Origin of the sequence: Roseovarius sp. PS-C2, assembly GCF_018862045.1 — a bacterium.
In the GTDB taxonomy this organism is placed as follows: domain Bacteria; phylum Pseudomonadota; class Alphaproteobacteria; order Rhodobacterales; family Rhodobacteraceae; genus Roseovarius.
In genome coordinates this window covers 71,909-87,295 of the sequence record NZ_JAHKSQ010000003.1, presented here as the reverse complement: position 1 = coordinate 87,295, position 15,387 = coordinate 71,909, and the positions used below count along the sequence as shown (strand labels likewise).

Below are 15,387 nucleotides of genomic sequence, written 5' to 3'. Positions count from 1 at the left end.
CCCGGCGCCGGATAGCGGCAGCCCCGCGCAGGGTCACGCCATCTGCCGCTGCACCGTTTCGGTCAGTTCGGTCAGCGAAAAGGGCTTGGGCAGGAAGACCGAGTTCGGGATCGCGGTTTGCGTATCCGCAAAGGTTTCTTCGGCATAGCCGGACACGAACACCACATGCACCCCCGGCCGGTCCTGCAGCGCCTGTTGCACCCAGCTCGGCCCGTCGATTCCCGGCATGACCACGTCGCTGACAAAGACATCCACCTTCAGGTCCGGGTCGTCCAGCAGGTCCAGCGCCGCTTCGGCCGAGTCCGCCTCGAGCACGGTAAAGCCGCGCAATTGCAGCGCGCGGCTGGCAAAGGCGCGCACCGGCGCCTCGTCCTCGACCAGCAGGACCACGCCGTCGGCCCGGCCCTGACCGGCATCGCTGATCTCGGGTTCGGGCGCGGGCTGCTGCGGGATATCGTGCACCGGCAGGAGCAACTGAAAGGTCGCCCCCTCTCCCGGTGCGCTGTCCACAAAGATGAAACCGCCGGTCTGCTTGATGATTCCATAGGCCGTGGACAGGCCCAGCCCCGTGCCTTCGCCGGTGCGCTTGGTCGTGTAGAACGGTTCGAATATCTTTTGCAGCTTATCCGCCGCGATTCCGGTTCCTGCGTCGATCACCTTGACCGACACGTACCGCCCCGGCGCCACCACGGCCCGGTCGCGGCGCAGCGGCGTCTCGAGGGTCAGGTTCTCGGTGACGATGCGGATATCTCCGCCCTCCGGCATGGCGTCACGGGCATTCACGACAAGGTTCATCAGCACCTGTTCCAGCTGCCGCTTGTCGGCCCGGATGGTGGCCAGCAACGGATCGTGGCTCAGCGTCAGGCTCACCTTTTCGCCCACCAGCCGGTTGAGCAGATGGGTCAGGTCGGCCAGCATGTCGCGCAGATCCATGATCTGCGGGCGCAACGTCTGCTTGCGCGAATAGGCCAGAAGCTGGTTCACCAGCGCGGCGGCGCGGTTGGCGTTCTGGCCGATCTGCATCAGGTCCGCGTAATCCGGATCGCCCTGATCGTGGCGCAGCAACAGCAGGTCGCAATGCCCCGAAATCGCGGTCAGCAGGTTGTTGAAATCATGCGCCACCCCACCGGCCAGTTGCCCGATGGCCTGCATTTTCTGGCTCTGAACGAACTGCGCCTCCAGCGATTTCAGCTTGGTGGCGTCGCTCAGCACCGCGATCAGAACGGTTTCGCCCTCTTCGATCACACGGTTCAGCGTGACCTGCGCGAACACTTCCTTGTCGTCGCGGCGGATGCGCATGAATTCCGAATGAACGGTTCCGCGCCCGGCGGCGGCATCGTCCAGCCAGTCCGAGATCGACCGCCCCAGCCCTTCCATCAGATCTCCAAGCGCCTTGCCCGCACAGTTTCCGACCCCAAGCAGATCGCGCGCCGGAAGATTCGACATCTGCACCGTTCCATCGCGCCCCAGCTTGAGCAGCGGCACCGGCAGATCGTCGAACAGCGGCCAGCCATCCGCCTGGCATTCCGGCGCGGCCATATCGGGCAGCAGGAACACCTCGCGCCGGCCCGCCATCCCCTCCAGTTCCACGACCAGACAGGCGATCACCCCGTCCCGCCTCAGGATCGGGTTGACCTGCCCCGAGCGCAGCGGCAGGGCCGGGCACAGCCGCTCCAGCGTGCGCACCCGCTCTCCCACAAGCTGGCGCGCGGCGGCATTCATGAACAGCACGGTGTCCTTGCGCCCGACGGTCAGCATCGGCAGCGGCACCGGGTCCGCGCCGGGCTGCGGACGATCGGCAGAGGTTTCATAGCGCCACAGGAACGCGCCCTCACCCGAGCGGTGCGCCGACAGGCGCATATGTCCGCGCCGGGTGACCAGATCCTCCTGCGCCGCGCCCGAGGCGATGGCGCGGCTTTGCAGGCGGAACAGGATCGCGCCTGGATTGGCCAGATCGCCCTGCAACGCCCCGGCCAGCGTTTCGGCCTGAAACCCCGGCAGGGTCGCAGAGGCCGCCGGATTGCGATACAGAATCCCGCCATCCGCCCGCGTCACGAAACACGGGATCGTATCGTGCTCCAGCAGCCGGGCGAACTGCGCCCGGTCGCCCGCCAGGCTGCGCATCTCCGACCGGTGAAGCAACAGAACCCATACCGCCGTGGCCAGCAGCGTCCCGGCGACCAGCACCAGGACCGCCTGCACCAGCGGATCGCCCGCCATCCAGCCCGCAACGGCAAAACCGGCGGCCGCCAAGGCAATCACCCCCGCGCGCGGACGCAGCCCCGCCGCCGCCCGCCGTACCGGCGTCATGGAATGCACCCCGTCCATCACGCAGCCTGCCCCCTTGCTATCGCGTCACCTGACCCCGTTCTGCATGAAAAGGTTTAAGCAGGACTTAACGACAGCCGGCCTTACACGTCAAGATTGCACAAGGCACGCTCATTGCCCGAAAACCGAGAGGTAGAACCCGTCGCCGTCCGCGCCCACGGGCCAGCGCCGCCGCAGCCGCTCGTTCCAGCCGCGATGGCGCTGCACGAACGCCTCGCTCTGCGCGTCGTTCTCGGCCCGGAACACCGAACAGGTCGCATAGGCCAGTTGCCCGTCCGGCGCCACAAGCCCTTGGGCAATATCGAGAATCTCCGCCTGAATGGCGCATAGCTCCGCCAGCCGCGCGGGCGTCAGGCGCCATTTGGCCTCGGGCGCGCGCCGCCATGTGCCGCTGCCCGAACAGGGCGCATCGCACAGCACCAGATCGTAAGGCCCATTCGCCGCCACGTCGGCCCCCGTCAGGCAGGTCACCTCGATCCCGGCCCGCCCGGCGCGTACCGGCAGGTCCGCCATACGCGCGGCATCGGCATCATGCGCGAACCACTGCGCCTCACAGCGTGCGGCCAGCGCCAGAACCTTACCGCCGCCCCCGGCGCAATAATCCAGCACGCGCGCGCTGGTCGGAATCTCGAGCGCCTCCATCGCCGCCTGGCTGGAGCCGTCCTGCAACTCCACGAGTCCACGCTTGTAGGCCTCGCTTCCCGCCACACGGCGCGCGCCTTCGCTCACCCGCAGGGCGCTTGAGGCAAGGGCGGAAGGCGTGGCAATAATCCCATCTTTCGACAATATTTCGATGGCTTGGTCGGCATTCTTCATGCGCAAGTTTACCCGCAACATGACCGGCGCGCGCTGTCGCAACGCCAGCGCCGCCGCCTCGGCCTCGTCGCCCAAAGCCTCCTGAAACAGCGGCAGCATCCAGTCCGGCAGGTCCAGCCGCTCTCCGTCCGCGCGCGGAGCGGCACCGCCATCGCGCTCGGCCTCGCTCAGCGGCGCGGGCGCATGGCCCTGCCCACTGTACACCGTATCGGGATCGCCCCCTTCGGCCCGCAACGCGCCCAGCATCAGCCCCCGGCCCGTTTCCGCACCGCCCAGACAGGCATAAGACCTCCGGCAGCGCAGCGCCTGAAACACGTGATCGCGCACCGCCGCGCGATCCTTGGACCCGGCAAAGCGCGACCGCCGCGCCCAGCCGGTCAGCGCCCGCTCGGCCGGCGCCCCGGCAAGGATCTCGTCCAGCAGGTCGATGGCCGCCTGAACACGGGCGCCCGGGGTCATGAACTCACCTCAAAAACACCCCGCAAGACTCTGCTATATAACGATTTATCCAATCCGGTAATTCGGGCTTTCGCGGGTGATCTGCACGTCATGCACATGGCTTTCCTTCAGGCCCGCCCCGGTGATCCGCACGAAGTTGCAATCGCGGCGCATTTCATCGACCGTCGCGCAGCCGGTATAGCCCATGGCCGCGCGCAGCCCGCCGACCAACTGGTGAATCACATGGCCCGCCGCGCCCTTGTAAGGCACCTGCCCCTCGATCCCTTCCGGCACCAGCTTGTCACTGGCGGCATCCTTCTGGAAATAACGGTCGGCACTGCCCCGCGCCATCGCCCCGAGGCTGCCCATGCCGCGATAGGATTTGAAGGACCGGCCCTGATACAGGATCACCTCGCCGGGGCTTTCATCGGTGCCCGCCAGCATCGAGCCGACCATCGCACAGGACGCGCCCGCCGCGATCGCCTTGGCGAAATCGCCCGAGAACTTGATGCCGCCATCGGCGATCACCGGCACATCGCCCGCCGCCGCGGCGCAATCCATGATCGCCGTCAGCTGCGGCACGCCGACCCCGGCCACCATCCGCGTGGTGCAGATGCTGCCCGGCCCGATGCCGACCTTGATCGCGTCCGCCCCCGCACCGATCAGCGCCCGCGTGGCCTCGGCCGTGGCGACGTTCCCGGCCACGATCTGCACCTCGTTGGACAGCGACTTGGCCCGTTCCACCGCCTGTGCCACGCCTTCGGAATGGCCATGCGCGGTGTCGATCACCACCATGTCCACCCCCGCATCGACCAGAGCCTGCGTGCGCTCGAACCCGGCATCGCCCACGGTCGAGGCCGCAGCCACCCGCAACCGGCCAAGCGCATCCTTGCAGGCCGTCGGGTTCAGCACCGCCTGTTCGGTATCCCTGAGCGTCAGAAGGCCGGTCAGCTTGCCCTTGCTGTCGGTCACCAGCAGCTTTTCGATCCGCCGGGCCTTCATCAGCGATTTCGCCTCTTCCCGGTCGGCGGGTTCCTGCAGGATCGCCAGATCCTTGCTGGTCATCATGACCCGCACCGGGGTCTTGTCATCCTCGGCAAAGCGCATGTCTCGGTTGGTCACGATCCCCACCACGCGCCCGTTATCGTCCACCACCGGAAACCCGGTCACGCTGTAGCGCTCCTGCAGGGCCTTGGCATCGGCCAGCGTCTGATCGGCGCGCAGGGTGATCGGGTTATAGACGATGCCCGATTCAAACCGTTTCACGCGCCGGATTTCCTGCGCCTGCTGTTCGGCGGTCAGGTTGCGATGCACCACACCGATACCGCCGGACTGCGCCATGCAGATCGCCATGTCGCTTTCGGTCACGGTATCCATGGCCGAACTCAGCAGCGGAATATTGAGGTCAATCGACTGCGTCACGCGTGTCCTTGTATCTGCGGTGTTGGGCAGCACACTGGACTTGGCGGGAACAAGCAGAACATCATCGAAGGTCAGCGCCTCACGAATCTCCATCGCGTTTCTCCATGGACAGATCGTTTGGCACGTCCCTATTACACGCATACGCCCGAATGGAAAGGGGTCGCGAACGATTGCCGCGGTTTTGGGACAGCACCCCGTCCGACGGGCATGGGTGCGCCGAACTCCGCCACCCTGCCCGCGCATCCTTGCCATCCGGTTAAGGGGCCGTCCCTCGGCGCGGCCCGATCTGACCTGCCCGGCCCCGACAGCCGCTTTTGCGTCCATCATGGACACGACTTTCCCCATGAGCCCCGAATTTCGTACAAAACCCGCGTACACATCGTACGTTTTGTACGAAACGCCTACTCGGAGTCTGCGGTTCGGGAGTTCGGTGACGGTTTCGGCTCGGGCACCGGATCGTGCCCGCATTGTCCCCACGGATTGCACCGCGCGATCCGCTTCGCCGCAAGCCAGCCACCCTTGATCCCGCCATGCTTTTCCAGCGCCTCGAGCGCATACTGGCTGCAGGTCGGATGGTAGCGGCAATGATACCCCACCCAGGGCGACAGGATCAGCCGATAGGCCCGGATCGGCCAGGACAGGATATGTGCGAGCGGTGTCATTTTTCGGTGTCATGCAAACGGCTTAGCGCGAATCTCAGGTCGTCTTTCAACGCCTCGAAAGGCCGCGAGGCCGTCACCTCGGCACGTCCGATCAGGACATAATCCCAGCCTTCGCGCCCGGCCTCGGGCAGCACCGCACGCGCGGCTTCGCGCAACCGCCGCTTGGCCCGGTTGCGCGCCACGGCATTGCCGACCTTCTTGGAGCAGGTGAACCCGACCCGGATCGCCGGATCCTCATCGCCCCGGTCAAGGGCCTGCACCATCATGGACCTGGTCCCTTGCCGACGCGCCCGCGCCGCCCGCAGGAAGTCAGACCGCTTGTTAAGTATCTGAAGACAAACGGAAACCGCCGGGGGCGTTGTCCCCGGCTCATGTGCGGGGGCCTCCGGCGGCATCATGTCCGTTAACCTGAAATCGCGGCTTACGCGCTCAGCGACTTGCGGCCACGCGCACGACGTGCGTTCAGGATCTTGCGGCCTGCCTTGGTGGCCATACGCGCACGGAACCCGTGGCGGCGCTTGCGAACCAGGTTCGAGGGTTGGTAGGTGCGTTTCATCGCTCCGTCTCCGGTCTTGGCGGGGCGGCACCGCTTTGGAATCGCGGCCAGCCCGATATCTGTTCGAAGCCCGGTCTATAGAGGCCCTGCTCAACCAAGTCAAACCCACTGCACGCCTTTTGCAACAAATTCCGCATCCTGTCAGCGCAGCCATGCAACAAAACCCGGAAAACTTGTAACTTTCACCCTGAATGCATCACTCGCCATCACCCCCGCGTGAGGCCTCTGGTCAAAGCTCCCTTCGCCCCGCATCTTGGCGGCACCCCGTCCCATGAGACATGATCGTTCGATGAAATACACGCCGCGAACCCACAAGCCCACCTGGTGGCGACACGCACCGCTGGCGATCATCGCCATCGTCGCCCTCATCGGCGCCTTCACCCTGAGCGATTATCTGACGTTTGACACATTGCAGGCCAATCGCGAGGCGTTGCTGGCCTTTCGCGATGCCAATTATCTTGCGATGGCGATGATCTTTATCCTCGTTTACATCGTGATCGTCGCGTTTTCCCTGCCCGGCGCCGCCGTCGCCTCGGTGACCGGCGGTTTCCTGTTCGGCCTCGCCCTTGGCACCACGTTCAACGTGATCGCCGCCTCCATCGGCGCTTGTGCGATTTTTCTGGCGGCGCGATGGGGCCTGGGGCAAGCACTATCCACCCGGATCGAGGCTTCGGACGGCACATTAAAGCGGTTGAAAAACGGCCTGCATGACAATGAAATTTCCTTTCTTTTTCTGATGCGACTCGTGCCCGCCGTACCGTTTTTCGTGGCCAATCTGGTCCCCGCACTGGTCGGCGTCGGCTTTGTCAATTTCGCGATAACCACGGTCTTGGGGATCATTCCCGGCGCTGTCGTGTTTACGTGGATCGGCGTCGGCGTCGGCGAAGTTTTTGACCGTGGCGAGCGCCCCGACCTGTCTCTGCTGTGGGAACCGCAGGTCATCGGCCCCATTCTGGGCCTGTGCGTTCTGGCCGCCCTTCCCATTCTGATCAAGGCCCTGCGCGGCAACAAGGACATCTGACCCATGAACAGGATCAAAACGGATTTGCTGGTGATCGGCGCGGGCTCGGGAGGGCTGTCCGTTGCGGCCGGGGCCGCGCAGATGGGGGCCGATGTCACGCTGCTGGAAGGCGGCAAGATGGGCGGCGATTGCCTGAACTACGGCTGCATCCCGTCAAAGGCGCTGATCGCCAGCGGCAAGGCGGCCCATGCCCAGGCCCACGCCAGCCCCTATGGCATCGCGGATGTCGTGCCACAGGTCGACTATGCCGCCGCCAAGGACCATGTGCACGACATCGTTTCGCAGATCGAACCGCATGACAGTCAGGAGCGTTTTCAGGGGCTTGGCGTGCGCGTGATCCGCGAATACGGCCGTTTCATTTCACGAACCGAGGTACAGGCGGGCGATCATGTCATCACCGCCCGCCGCATCGTCATCGCCACCGGGTCCTCGCCGCTGGTGCCGCCCATTCCGGGGCTCGACAGCGTTCCATACGAAACCAACGAAACCCTGTTCGACCTGCGCGAAAAACCCGATCACCTGTTGATCGTCGGTGGCGGCCCCATCGGTATGGAAATGGCGCAGGCACACCGCCGCCTCGGTTGCAAGGTTACCGTCATCGAAGGCGCAAAAGCCCTTGGCAAGGACGACCCGGAAACCGCAGGCGTGATCCTGGACGCCCTGCGCGGCGAAGGGATCGAGATTGCCGAAGACGCCATGGCCCGTGAAATCCGGGGCGCGAAGGGCGCGATCGAGGTCGAGGTCAAGGATGGCCGCCTGTTCAAGGGCAGCCACCTTCTGATCGCCGTGGGGCGTAAACCCAATATCGACCGGCTGAACCTTGACGTCGCCGGAATTGAAACCACCCGCAACGGGATCGAGGTGGACAATGCCCTGAAATCCACCAATCGCCGGGTGTACGCCATCGGCGACGTGGCCGGGGGGCTGCAATTCACCCATGTGGCGGGATATCACGCGGGGATCGTCATCCGTTCGGCCCTGTTCGGCCTGCCCGCCAAGGCGGGAACAGCGCATATCCCCTGGGTCACCTATACCGCCCCCGAACTGGCGCAGATCGGCCTGACCGAGGCGCAGGCGCGCGAGGCGCATGGCGACAAGATCGAGATCGTGCGCTTTCCCTACAGCCAGAACGACCGCGCGACAGCCGAACGCCAGACGACGGGCCTGATCAAGGTCATGGTGTTGCGCGGGCGCCCCATAGGTGTGTCGATTGCCGGGGCGCAGGCCGGGGAGTTGATCAATCTCTGGGCGCTTGCGCTGGCCAACGGATTGAAGATGAAACACGTCGCCAACATGGTCGCGCCCTATCCCACGATGGGAGAATTGAACAAGCGTGTCGCAGGGGCCTATTTCTCGCCCCGGCTGTTTGATAACTCTAAGGTGAAAACAATCGTGGGGCTGGTGCAGCGCTGGCTTCCCTGAACGGGCACAAAACATATGCGGGTGCTGAACTCTCTTTCCGGACGCTTCCTGATCCTGACGGTCGTGTTCGTGATGCTGGCCGAGATCCTTATTTTCGTGCCCTCCATCGCGCGCTTCCGCGAGGATTTCCTGATGTCGCGGCTGGAACGGGCGCAGATCGCCTCTCTTGCGCTGCTGGCCAGCGAGGATATCAGCCCCGAATTGCAAGACGAACTGCTGCACAACGCGGGGGTTTTCAACGTCGTGCTTCGCCGGGACGAGGCGCGCCAACTGATCCTGTCCTCCCCGATTCCCGCGCCGATTTCGGCCACCTTCGACATGCGCGACGCCACCCCGTTCGAGCTGATCCGCGACGCGATGGCGCGTCTGGCCACACCCGATCTGCAGGTGATCCGTGTCATTGGCGAGCCTGTGCGCATGGCCGGATTGCTGATCGAAGTCACGTTGGATACCGCCGACCTGCGCATGGCCATGATAGATTACGGGCTGCGCATTCTGATTCTGTCGGCGGTGATCTCGGGCATTACGGCGCTGCTGCTGTTCCTCGCGGTCCGGCGCTTTCTCGTCAAACCGATCAAGCGGGTCGTGGGGCATATGCAATCCTACGCCGCCGCCCCCGAGGACGTGCGGCGCGTGATCAAACCCTCTGCCGGTGTCACCGAGTTGCGCGAAGCCGAGGAAACCCTGCAACTGATGCAAACCCAGCTCACCAGCGCCCTGAAACAAAAGGACCGGCTGGCCCAACTGGGCGGGGCCGTTGCCAAGGTCAGCCATGATTTGCGCAATATCCTGACCTCGGCGCAACTATTCACCGACCGCATCGAGATGAGCGAGGACCCAGCCGTCAAGCGCATGGCGCCCAAGCTGGTCAACTCCATCACCCGCGCCGTTCACCTGTGCGAGGCGACGCTGGCCTATGGCAAGGCCGAAGAACCGGGCCCGATACTGGCCCGCGTGCAACTGGCCGACGTGGTCAGCGACGTCATCGACAGCGAGCGCCTGTCGGTCGGCGATGGCCAGGTCAGCTTTTCCGAGGACATCCCCGCCTCGCTGACCCTGCGCGCGGATGCCGAACAGCTTTACCGCGTGATCGCCAATCTCGTGCGCAATGCGCGGCAGGCCATCGTGAATTCCGGAAAACCGGGTGAAATCAACATCGCCGCCCGCGATACCGACGACAACTGGATCATCCGCATCACCGACACCGGCCCCGGCCTGCCGGAAAAGGCACGGCAGCATCTTTTCCAACCTTTTCAGGGCGGTGCGACCAAGGGCGGAACCGGCCTTGGCCTGACGATCGCGGCGGAACTGGTGCGCGGACATGGTGGCGAACTTGCGCTGGAACGCAGTGACGAACAGGGCACGGTCTTTGTGATCACCCTGCCCCGCGGCGGTGTTGAAGAAGTTTGAGATTTTTCTCAAACACCCCTTGCATTGCCCGGCGGCAAAGTCTAAATCCCGCCCTCACGGACCGATAGCTCAGCTGGATAGAGTACCTGACTACGAATCAGGGGGTCGGGGGTTCGAATCCTCCTCGGTCCGCCACTTACCTCAGGCAACCTGTTGAAGGTGCAAGGTAAATCCACCGCACACTCATGATAATCCCGCCGTTTTCAACACGGGGAACCCCGCCGCGAACGGCCGGGAACACATAAGCAATATACTCCCGGCACTCTCGCCTGCCGCTCTTGTCAGCGCACCACGAAAACCGAGCAATCCGAATGGCGCACCACGCGCGCCGCGTTGGGGCCCAGCAGGTAATCCTTGAAATCGGGCTTGTGCGCACCGATCACGATAAGCGAGGCCTTGTCTGCCCCGGCCACGCGCAGGATCTCGTCATAGGCGTTGCCCGTCGCCACGATGTGGCGCACCGTTTCATTGGCCTCGGCCCCCAGGACATCGGCCACCAGCTCGCGCAACAGGCTCCGGGCCTCTTCCACGGCCTTCTCATGGTGGCCTTTCTCGAAATAGCTGCCCACGACGCTCATGCCGTAATCGGGAACCACGGTGATGACATCCAGTTGCGCATCGTCCAACGCGGCCAGACGGGCCGCAGCGCGCAGCACATTGTCATCCCGATGCGGGTTGCTGACATCGACAGCACAAAGAACAGGACCGGTCATGCGGGAACTCCTTGCTTGGTCATGCGCGCACGCTGCATCAGGGCCACAAGCCCCAGCAACACCAGCGCCGGAATAAAGATCAATTCTTGCGGCATCTGCTTGGAAGGCGCCTTGACGGAGTCGATCACCACCGGCGTATCGCCGTAGAAATCGAACCCCTGCATCGTGTCCGAGAACGGCGTGCCGAACATCGGTTCCTCCAACAGCACCTTGCCGTCTTCTTCCATCAGGCTCAGCCCGAAACTCTCCAACAACGCCGCGCCGTCACCTTCTTCTGCGACAGTCAGAACGAGCGTGGTGTCCTTGGGCTCACCGGTAATGAAATCGGGCCCCGACACGACCACACGCAAATCCTGCCCGGCCCCTGTCGACCCAAGGGCTTGCCCCAGTTGCGCGGGTTCGACCATCTGGAACGGGGGCTGGATGCGGTCCATGAAGAAATCGGGCCGGAACAGCGCAAAGGCGATCAACACAAGTGCCACGCTCTCGTAAATCCGGCTCTTCGTCAGGAACCAGCCCATCGTCCCGGCGGTGAATACCAGAATCGCTATGGTCGCCACGACAAAGGTTATGATTCCCTGCACCCAGGTCACATCGATCAACAACAGGTTGGTGTTGAAGATGAATACGAACGGCAGCGCAACGGTGCGCAGGGAATAGAAAAACGCGGTGAAACCCGTGCGGATCGCATCGCCCCCCGACACGGCGGCGGCGGCGAAACTGGCCAGCCCTACCGGCGGCGTCACATCCGCCATGATGCCGAAATAGAACACGAACAGGTGCACCGCGATCAGCGGCACGATGAGCCCAGATTGCGCACCCAGTTCCACGACCACACCCGCCATCAGCGAACTGACCACGATATAGTTGGCCGTGGTCGGCAGGCCCATCCCCAGGATCAGGCTCAGCAGGCCGACCATTACCAGCATCAGGATCAGGTTACCGCCCGACAGGAACTCGACCAGATTGGCCATCACCTGCCCCACACCGGTCAGGGTCACAGTGCCCACGATCACACCTGCCGTGGCCGTGGCCAGGCCGATGCCGATCATGTTGCTCGCCCCCGCGATCAGACCCTGCACCAGATCGAGCAGCCCTTCGCGGCTCGCATTGCCTGCTGTGCCCTCGCCGCGGAACATGGCCTTGAGCGGGCGTTGCGTCAGCAGGATCACGAACAGCAGCGCCGTCGCCCAGAAGGCCGACAGGCCGGGGGATTTCTGTTCGATCATCAGGAAGTAGACCAACACGATGATCGGCAGCAGGAAATACAGCCCCGCCTTGTAGATTTCCCCCACCACGGGCAGCCTGACGTCCTCGGCCTCGGGGTCGTCGGGCTCAAGATCCGGCACACCGGCGGCCAGCCACAAAAGTGCGACATAGGCCAGAACGAGCAGCGCCGACAGGATCGCGCCCGACCCTTCCGCGAACAGCGATACGATCCAGCCCACGGGATACTGGACACCATAGCACAACAGCGCAAACCCCGCGAAAAAGACGGCCATGCCGACGATGGTGCGGCCGAGGCTGACCACCCGGTCCCCGAGCGTGGGCATGTTGTTTTTCACCGCCTCCAGATGGACGATATAAACCAGCGCGATATAGCTGATCGTCGCGGGCAGGAAGGCGTGGGTGATCACCTCGACATAGGAAATCCCGACATATTCCACCATCAGGAAGGCCGCGGCCCCCATCACGGGCGGCATGATCTGACCGTTGACCGAACTGGCCACTTCGACCGCGCCGCCCTTTTCACTGCTAAAGCCCACGCGCTTCATCAGCGGGATGGTGAAGGTGCCGGTCGTCACGACGTTGGCGATGGACGAGCCCGAGATGAGACCGGTGGCCGCCGAGCCGACAACGGCGGCCTTCGCCGGACCGCCCCGCAGGTGGCCAAGCGCACCGAAGGCCATCTTGATGAAATAATTGCCCGCGCCCGCCTTGTCCAAAAGCGCGCCGAACAGCACGAAGAGGAAGACGAACTTGGTCGACACCCCAAGCGCGATTCCGAACACCCCTTCGGAGGTGATCCACATATGGCTCATCGCCTTTTGCAGGCTGGCCCCCTTCCAGCGGATCACTTCGGGAATCCAGGCGGACGCGCCGAAGAAGACATAGGCCAGGAAAATCGTGGCGATGATCGCCATCGCCGGGCCAAGCGCGCGGCGTGCGCCTTCGAACAGAATGATCAGGCCGGCCAGCGCGAACCACTTGTCCGTGTGATCGGCCAAACCGCCGTTATCGACGATCTTCTGATAGAAGAAATAGCCATAAAGCGAAATGAAAGTCCCCGCGAGCGCAAGCACCCAGTCGTAAACAGGCACATAGCTGCGCGGGCTGGTCTTGAACATCGGGTAGGCCATGAAGGCCAGGAAAATCGCGAACGCCAGGTGAATCTGGCGCGAGTTGTTGATCAGGTCGCCGGGCAGGATGTAGTTCGAGACAGGGGATGCTAACAGCACCTGAAACAGTGACCAGACAACAGCCACCACCGCCAGGAACAGTCCAACCGCCCCGACCGGGTTGCGCGCCCCGCCATCGGTCGAGGAGACGAGCTCCTGCAGTTCGGATTCACTCAGCGGCCCTTTTCCACCTGTATTATCGGTCATACCGGTCAACTCCCTGTCCCTGACTGCGCTTGGCGCGTCGGTCTATTCATTCTCGTTAATTAGGGGCGGGAAAGGGGCCGCCGAGGGCCCCTTTCCGATGGCAAAGCCGGATTATTCGATCCAGCCCTGCTCTTTGTAATACTTGGCGGCACCGGCATGCAGCGGGGCCGACAAGCCCGCGGTGGCCATTTCCTCGGGCTTGAGGTTAGCGAAAGCCGGGTGCAGTTTCTTGAAATCCTCGAAGTTTTCGAAGACCGATTTCACGACCGTGTAAACCGCCTCTTCGCTGACGGCATCCGAGGTCACGAAGGTCGCGCCGACACCAAAGGTCTGCGTGTCACCGTCATTGCCGCGATACATCCCGCCCGGAATGGTCGCCAGACGATAGTACGAGTTCTCGTCCACAAGGCCCTGCACCGCGTCGCCGCTGACATTCACCAGCACGCTGTCACAGGCCGTGGTGGCCTCCTGGATCGAGCCCGACGGGTGGCCCACCGTATAGACCATCGCGTCGATCTGGTTGTCGCACAGGGCTTGGCTCTGCTCGGCGGCCTTCAATTCGGTCGCCAGGGCAAAATCGTCGGTGGTCCAGCCAAGCGCGCCCATCAGCACTTCCATCGTGCCGCGCTGACCCGAACCGGGGTTGCCGATATTCACGCGCTTGCCCTTGAGGTCTTCGAAATTGACCACACCGGCATCGGCACGCGCCACCACGGTAAAGGGCTCGGGATGAACCGAAAATACCGCGCGCAGGCCTTCGAACGCGCCGTCATCCTCGAATTTCGAGGTGCCGTTATAGGCGTGGTACTGCCAGTCCGACTGCGCAACGCCGAATTCCAGTTCGCCCGCGCGAATGGTCTTGATGTTATAGATCGACCCGCCCGTGGATTCGACCGAGCAGCGAATGCCGTGTTCCTTGCGGCCCTTGTTGACCAGACGGCAGATCGCGCCGCCCGTGGGATAATACACCCCGGTCACGCCGCCGGTGCCGATGGTGATGAACTCTTCGGCCTGAGCCGCCGGAGCCATCATCGTGGCAAGCGCCGCACCGGCAATTGAGAATTTGAACTTCGAAAACATCATGGTCTCCCTTTGTTTGATGCTTGGTGACGATTCAGCCGTCCCAGACTTCTCCAAGACGACGGTTGCTCTCTTCGACCTTCGCGATCCGCTCGCGGGCGGCAGGACCGGCCCGGCTGACCAGCATCCCGATCATGGTTTCCACAAAGGCCAGCGTGGCCACGTAGGACGAATAGAAATGCGGGCTGTCCGTCGGCACGACGAATCCCGCAGAGGCGTGGCGCAACGCCGGGCAGGAATGCGTGTCGGTGATCACCATCACGAACGCCCCCTGACGGGCGGCCAGTTCGGCGGCAGCGATCGAACGGGTGGAAAACGGCGGCTTCGTCACGATGATCAATGCATCGCGCTCGTCGAGCCCCGTCAAACCGGCCCCCAGCGACGATCCCATGCGGCTCGCCATCGACCAGTTGGTGTCGCAGAAATTCGCCATGTAGGCAAGATATTCCACCACCCCCGTCGATCCCAGAGCCCCCAGCAACTGCACCTGCCGCGCATCGTGCAGCTTGTCGATACAATGCTCCAGAAGGTCGCGGTCGATGTCATGCAACAGGTTGGAAAGGTTGGCCTGACAGGCCCCGATATGGGCATCGAAAAATGCCGTTTCACCTGCGGCATGGGCCGTTTGCAATCGCTCTGCCCGGTCCGCGAAACTGTTCACCCGCCGGTCGATCTTGGTGCGCATTTCCTCGCGCAGGTCTTCGAAACTGCGATAGCCGACGGCCCTCGCCATACGCGAGAACGTGGCAGGCGCCAGCCCGCTGTCATGGGCCACGGCGCGCAGGGATCGTGTGGCGGTGTCCACGGGGTTGCTGGCCACATATTCACCGGCCAGACGCAGCTTTTCGCTGAGGCCGTTGAACCGTTGGGCCAGTCTCTGTTCGAACGACTCCGACAAGCCGTCTTCTCCCCG

At 63.7% G+C, this 15,387-nt stretch carries 13 protein-coding genes and 1 tRNA gene; 4 read left to right on the top strand and 10 right to left on the bottom strand.

The annotated features are described in order from the left end of the window. Nucleotides 1-33: 33 nt before the first annotated feature. From KPG71_RS06400 to rpmH, 6 genes are all read right to left on the bottom strand, one after another. Nucleotides 34-2,310 carry an ATP-binding protein gene (locus KPG71_RS06400; RefSeq protein ID WP_253196143.1) on the bottom strand — a complete coding sequence of 759 codons (2,277 nt, stop codon included), beginning with the start codon at nucleotides 2,308-2,310 and terminating at the stop codon, nucleotides 34-36. Nucleotides 2,311-2,439: 129 nt separating this feature from the next. Beyond that, the gene (locus KPG71_RS06395; RefSeq protein ID WP_216337289.1) at nucleotides 2,440-3,603 is read right to left on the bottom strand and encodes an RsmB/NOP family class I SAM-dependent RNA methyltransferase; all 1,164 of its coding nucleotides are present in this window, start codon (nucleotides 3,601-3,603) and stop codon (nucleotides 2,440-2,442) included. A 45-nt stretch (nucleotides 3,604-3,648) separates the two neighbouring features. Beyond that, nucleotides 3,649-5,097, bottom strand: a complete 1,449-nt coding sequence (gene guaB / locus KPG71_RS06390) for an IMP dehydrogenase (protein ID WP_216337288.1) — start codon at nucleotides 5,095-5,097, stop codon at nucleotides 3,649-3,651. Nucleotides 5,098-5,405: 308 nt separating this feature from the next. Then, the gene (gene yidD / locus KPG71_RS06385) at nucleotides 5,406-5,666 is read right to left on the bottom strand and encodes a membrane protein insertion efficiency factor YidD (protein ID WP_216337287.1); all 261 of its coding nucleotides are present in this window, start codon (nucleotides 5,664-5,666) and stop codon (nucleotides 5,406-5,408) included. Continuing rightward, nucleotides 5,663-6,064, bottom strand: coding sequence for a ribonuclease P protein component (rnpA, locus tag KPG71_RS06380; RefSeq protein ID WP_216337286.1), 402 nt, complete (start codon nucleotides 6,062-6,064; stop codon nucleotides 5,663-5,665). Before rnpA ends, yidD begins: the two co-directional genes overlap by 4 nt. Before the next feature lie 23 nt (nucleotides 6,065-6,087). Further along, nucleotides 6,088-6,222: a 50S ribosomal protein L34 gene (gene rpmH / locus KPG71_RS06375; RefSeq protein WP_005980833.1), complete on the bottom strand. Its 135-nt coding sequence runs from the start codon at nucleotides 6,220-6,222 to the stop codon at nucleotides 6,088-6,090. A 271-nt stretch (nucleotides 6,223-6,493) separates the two neighbouring features. Between rpmH and KPG71_RS06370 the strand changes: the two genes are divergently transcribed. The 4 genes from KPG71_RS06370 to KPG71_RS06355 all read left to right on the top strand — a co-directional run bounded on the left by KPG71_RS06370 (nucleotide 6,494) and on the right by KPG71_RS06355 (nucleotide 10,210). Further along, nucleotides 6,494-7,243 carry a TVP38/TMEM64 family protein gene (locus KPG71_RS06370; protein ID WP_253196142.1) on the top strand — a complete coding sequence of 250 codons (750 nt, stop codon included), beginning with the start codon at nucleotides 6,494-6,496 and terminating at the stop codon, nucleotides 7,241-7,243. 3 nt (nucleotides 7,244-7,246) lie between these two features. After that, on the top strand, nucleotides 7,247-8,665 hold the full coding sequence (locus KPG71_RS06365; protein WP_216337285.1) for an NAD(P)/FAD-dependent oxidoreductase: 1,419 nt from the start codon (nucleotides 7,247-7,249) through the stop codon (nucleotides 8,663-8,665). A gap of 21 nt (nucleotides 8,666-8,686) precedes the next feature. Then, nucleotides 8,687-10,075, top strand: coding sequence for a HAMP domain-containing sensor histidine kinase (locus KPG71_RS06360; RefSeq protein WP_216337599.1), 1,389 nt, complete (start codon nucleotides 8,687-8,689; stop codon nucleotides 10,073-10,075). A gap of 58 nt (nucleotides 10,076-10,133) precedes the next feature. Further along, nucleotides 10,134-10,210: transfer RNA gene (locus KPG71_RS06355), tRNA-Arg, on the top strand. A gap of 146 nt (nucleotides 10,211-10,356) precedes the next feature. Here KPG71_RS06355 and KPG71_RS06350 read toward each other — a convergent pair. The 4 genes from KPG71_RS06350 to KPG71_RS06335 form a co-directional block, all read right to left on the bottom strand. Further along, a complete protein-coding gene (locus KPG71_RS06350; protein WP_216337284.1) occupies nucleotides 10,357-10,788 on the bottom strand; it encodes a universal stress protein in 432 nt (143 codons plus the stop codon). Next, entirely contained in the window at nucleotides 10,785-13,394 is a 2,610-nt protein-coding gene (locus KPG71_RS06345; protein WP_216337283.1) for a TRAP transporter permease, read from the bottom strand. The genes KPG71_RS06350 and KPG71_RS06345 overlap by 4 nt, the downstream gene beginning before the upstream one ends. 111 nt (nucleotides 13,395-13,505) lie before the next feature. After that, the gene (locus KPG71_RS06340) at nucleotides 13,506-14,474 is read right to left on the bottom strand and encodes a TAXI family TRAP transporter solute-binding subunit (RefSeq protein ID WP_216337282.1); all 969 of its coding nucleotides are present in this window, start codon (nucleotides 14,472-14,474) and stop codon (nucleotides 13,506-13,508) included. Between the two features lie 34 nt (nucleotides 14,475-14,508). Then, on the bottom strand, nucleotides 14,509-15,372 hold the full coding sequence (locus KPG71_RS06335; protein WP_253196140.1) for a MurR/RpiR family transcriptional regulator: 864 nt from the start codon (nucleotides 15,370-15,372) through the stop codon (nucleotides 14,509-14,511). Nucleotides 15,373-15,387 lie beyond the last annotated feature (15 nt).

What these genes read in the sequence shown, in the direction of transcription:
- KPG71_RS06400 (WP_253196143.1), bottom strand. Translation starts at nt 2,310, where the DNA reads ATGACGCCGGTACGGCGGGCGGCGGCGGGGCTGCGTCCGCGCGCGGGG.
- KPG71_RS06395 (WP_216337289.1), bottom strand. Translation starts at nt 3,603, where the DNA reads ATGACCCCGGGCGCCCGTGTTCAGGCGGCCATCGACCTGCTGGACGAG.
- guaB (WP_216337288.1), bottom strand. Translation starts at nt 5,097, where the DNA reads ATGGAGATTCGTGAGGCGCTGACCTTCGATGATGTTCTGCTTGTTCCC.
- yidD (WP_216337287.1), bottom strand. Translation starts at nt 5,666, where the DNA reads ATGACACCGCTCGCACATATCCTGTCCTGGCCGATCCGGGCCTATCGG.
- rnpA (WP_216337286.1), bottom strand. Translation starts at nt 6,064, where the DNA reads ATGATGCCGCCGGAGGCCCCCGCACATGAGCCGGGGACAACGCCCCCG.
- rpmH (WP_005980833.1), bottom strand. Translation starts at nt 6,222, where the DNA reads ATGAAACGCACCTACCAACCCTCGAACCTGGTTCGCAAGCGCCGCCAC.
- KPG71_RS06370 (WP_253196142.1), top strand. Translation starts at nt 6,494, where the DNA reads ATGAGACATGATCGTTCGATGAAATACACGCCGCGAACCCACAAGCCC.
- KPG71_RS06365 (WP_216337285.1), top strand. Translation starts at nt 7,247, where the DNA reads ATGAACAGGATCAAAACGGATTTGCTGGTGATCGGCGCGGGCTCGGGA.
- KPG71_RS06350 (WP_216337284.1), bottom strand. Translation starts at nt 10,788, where the DNA reads ATGACCGGTCCTGTTCTTTGTGCTGTCGATGTCAGCAACCCGCATCGG.
- KPG71_RS06345 (WP_216337283.1), bottom strand. Translation starts at nt 13,394, where the DNA reads ATGACCGATAATACAGGTGGAAAAGGGCCGCTGAGTGAATCCGAACTG.
- KPG71_RS06340 (WP_216337282.1), bottom strand. Translation starts at nt 14,474, where the DNA reads ATGTTTTCGAAGTTCAAATTCTCAATTGCCGGTGCGGCGCTTGCCACG.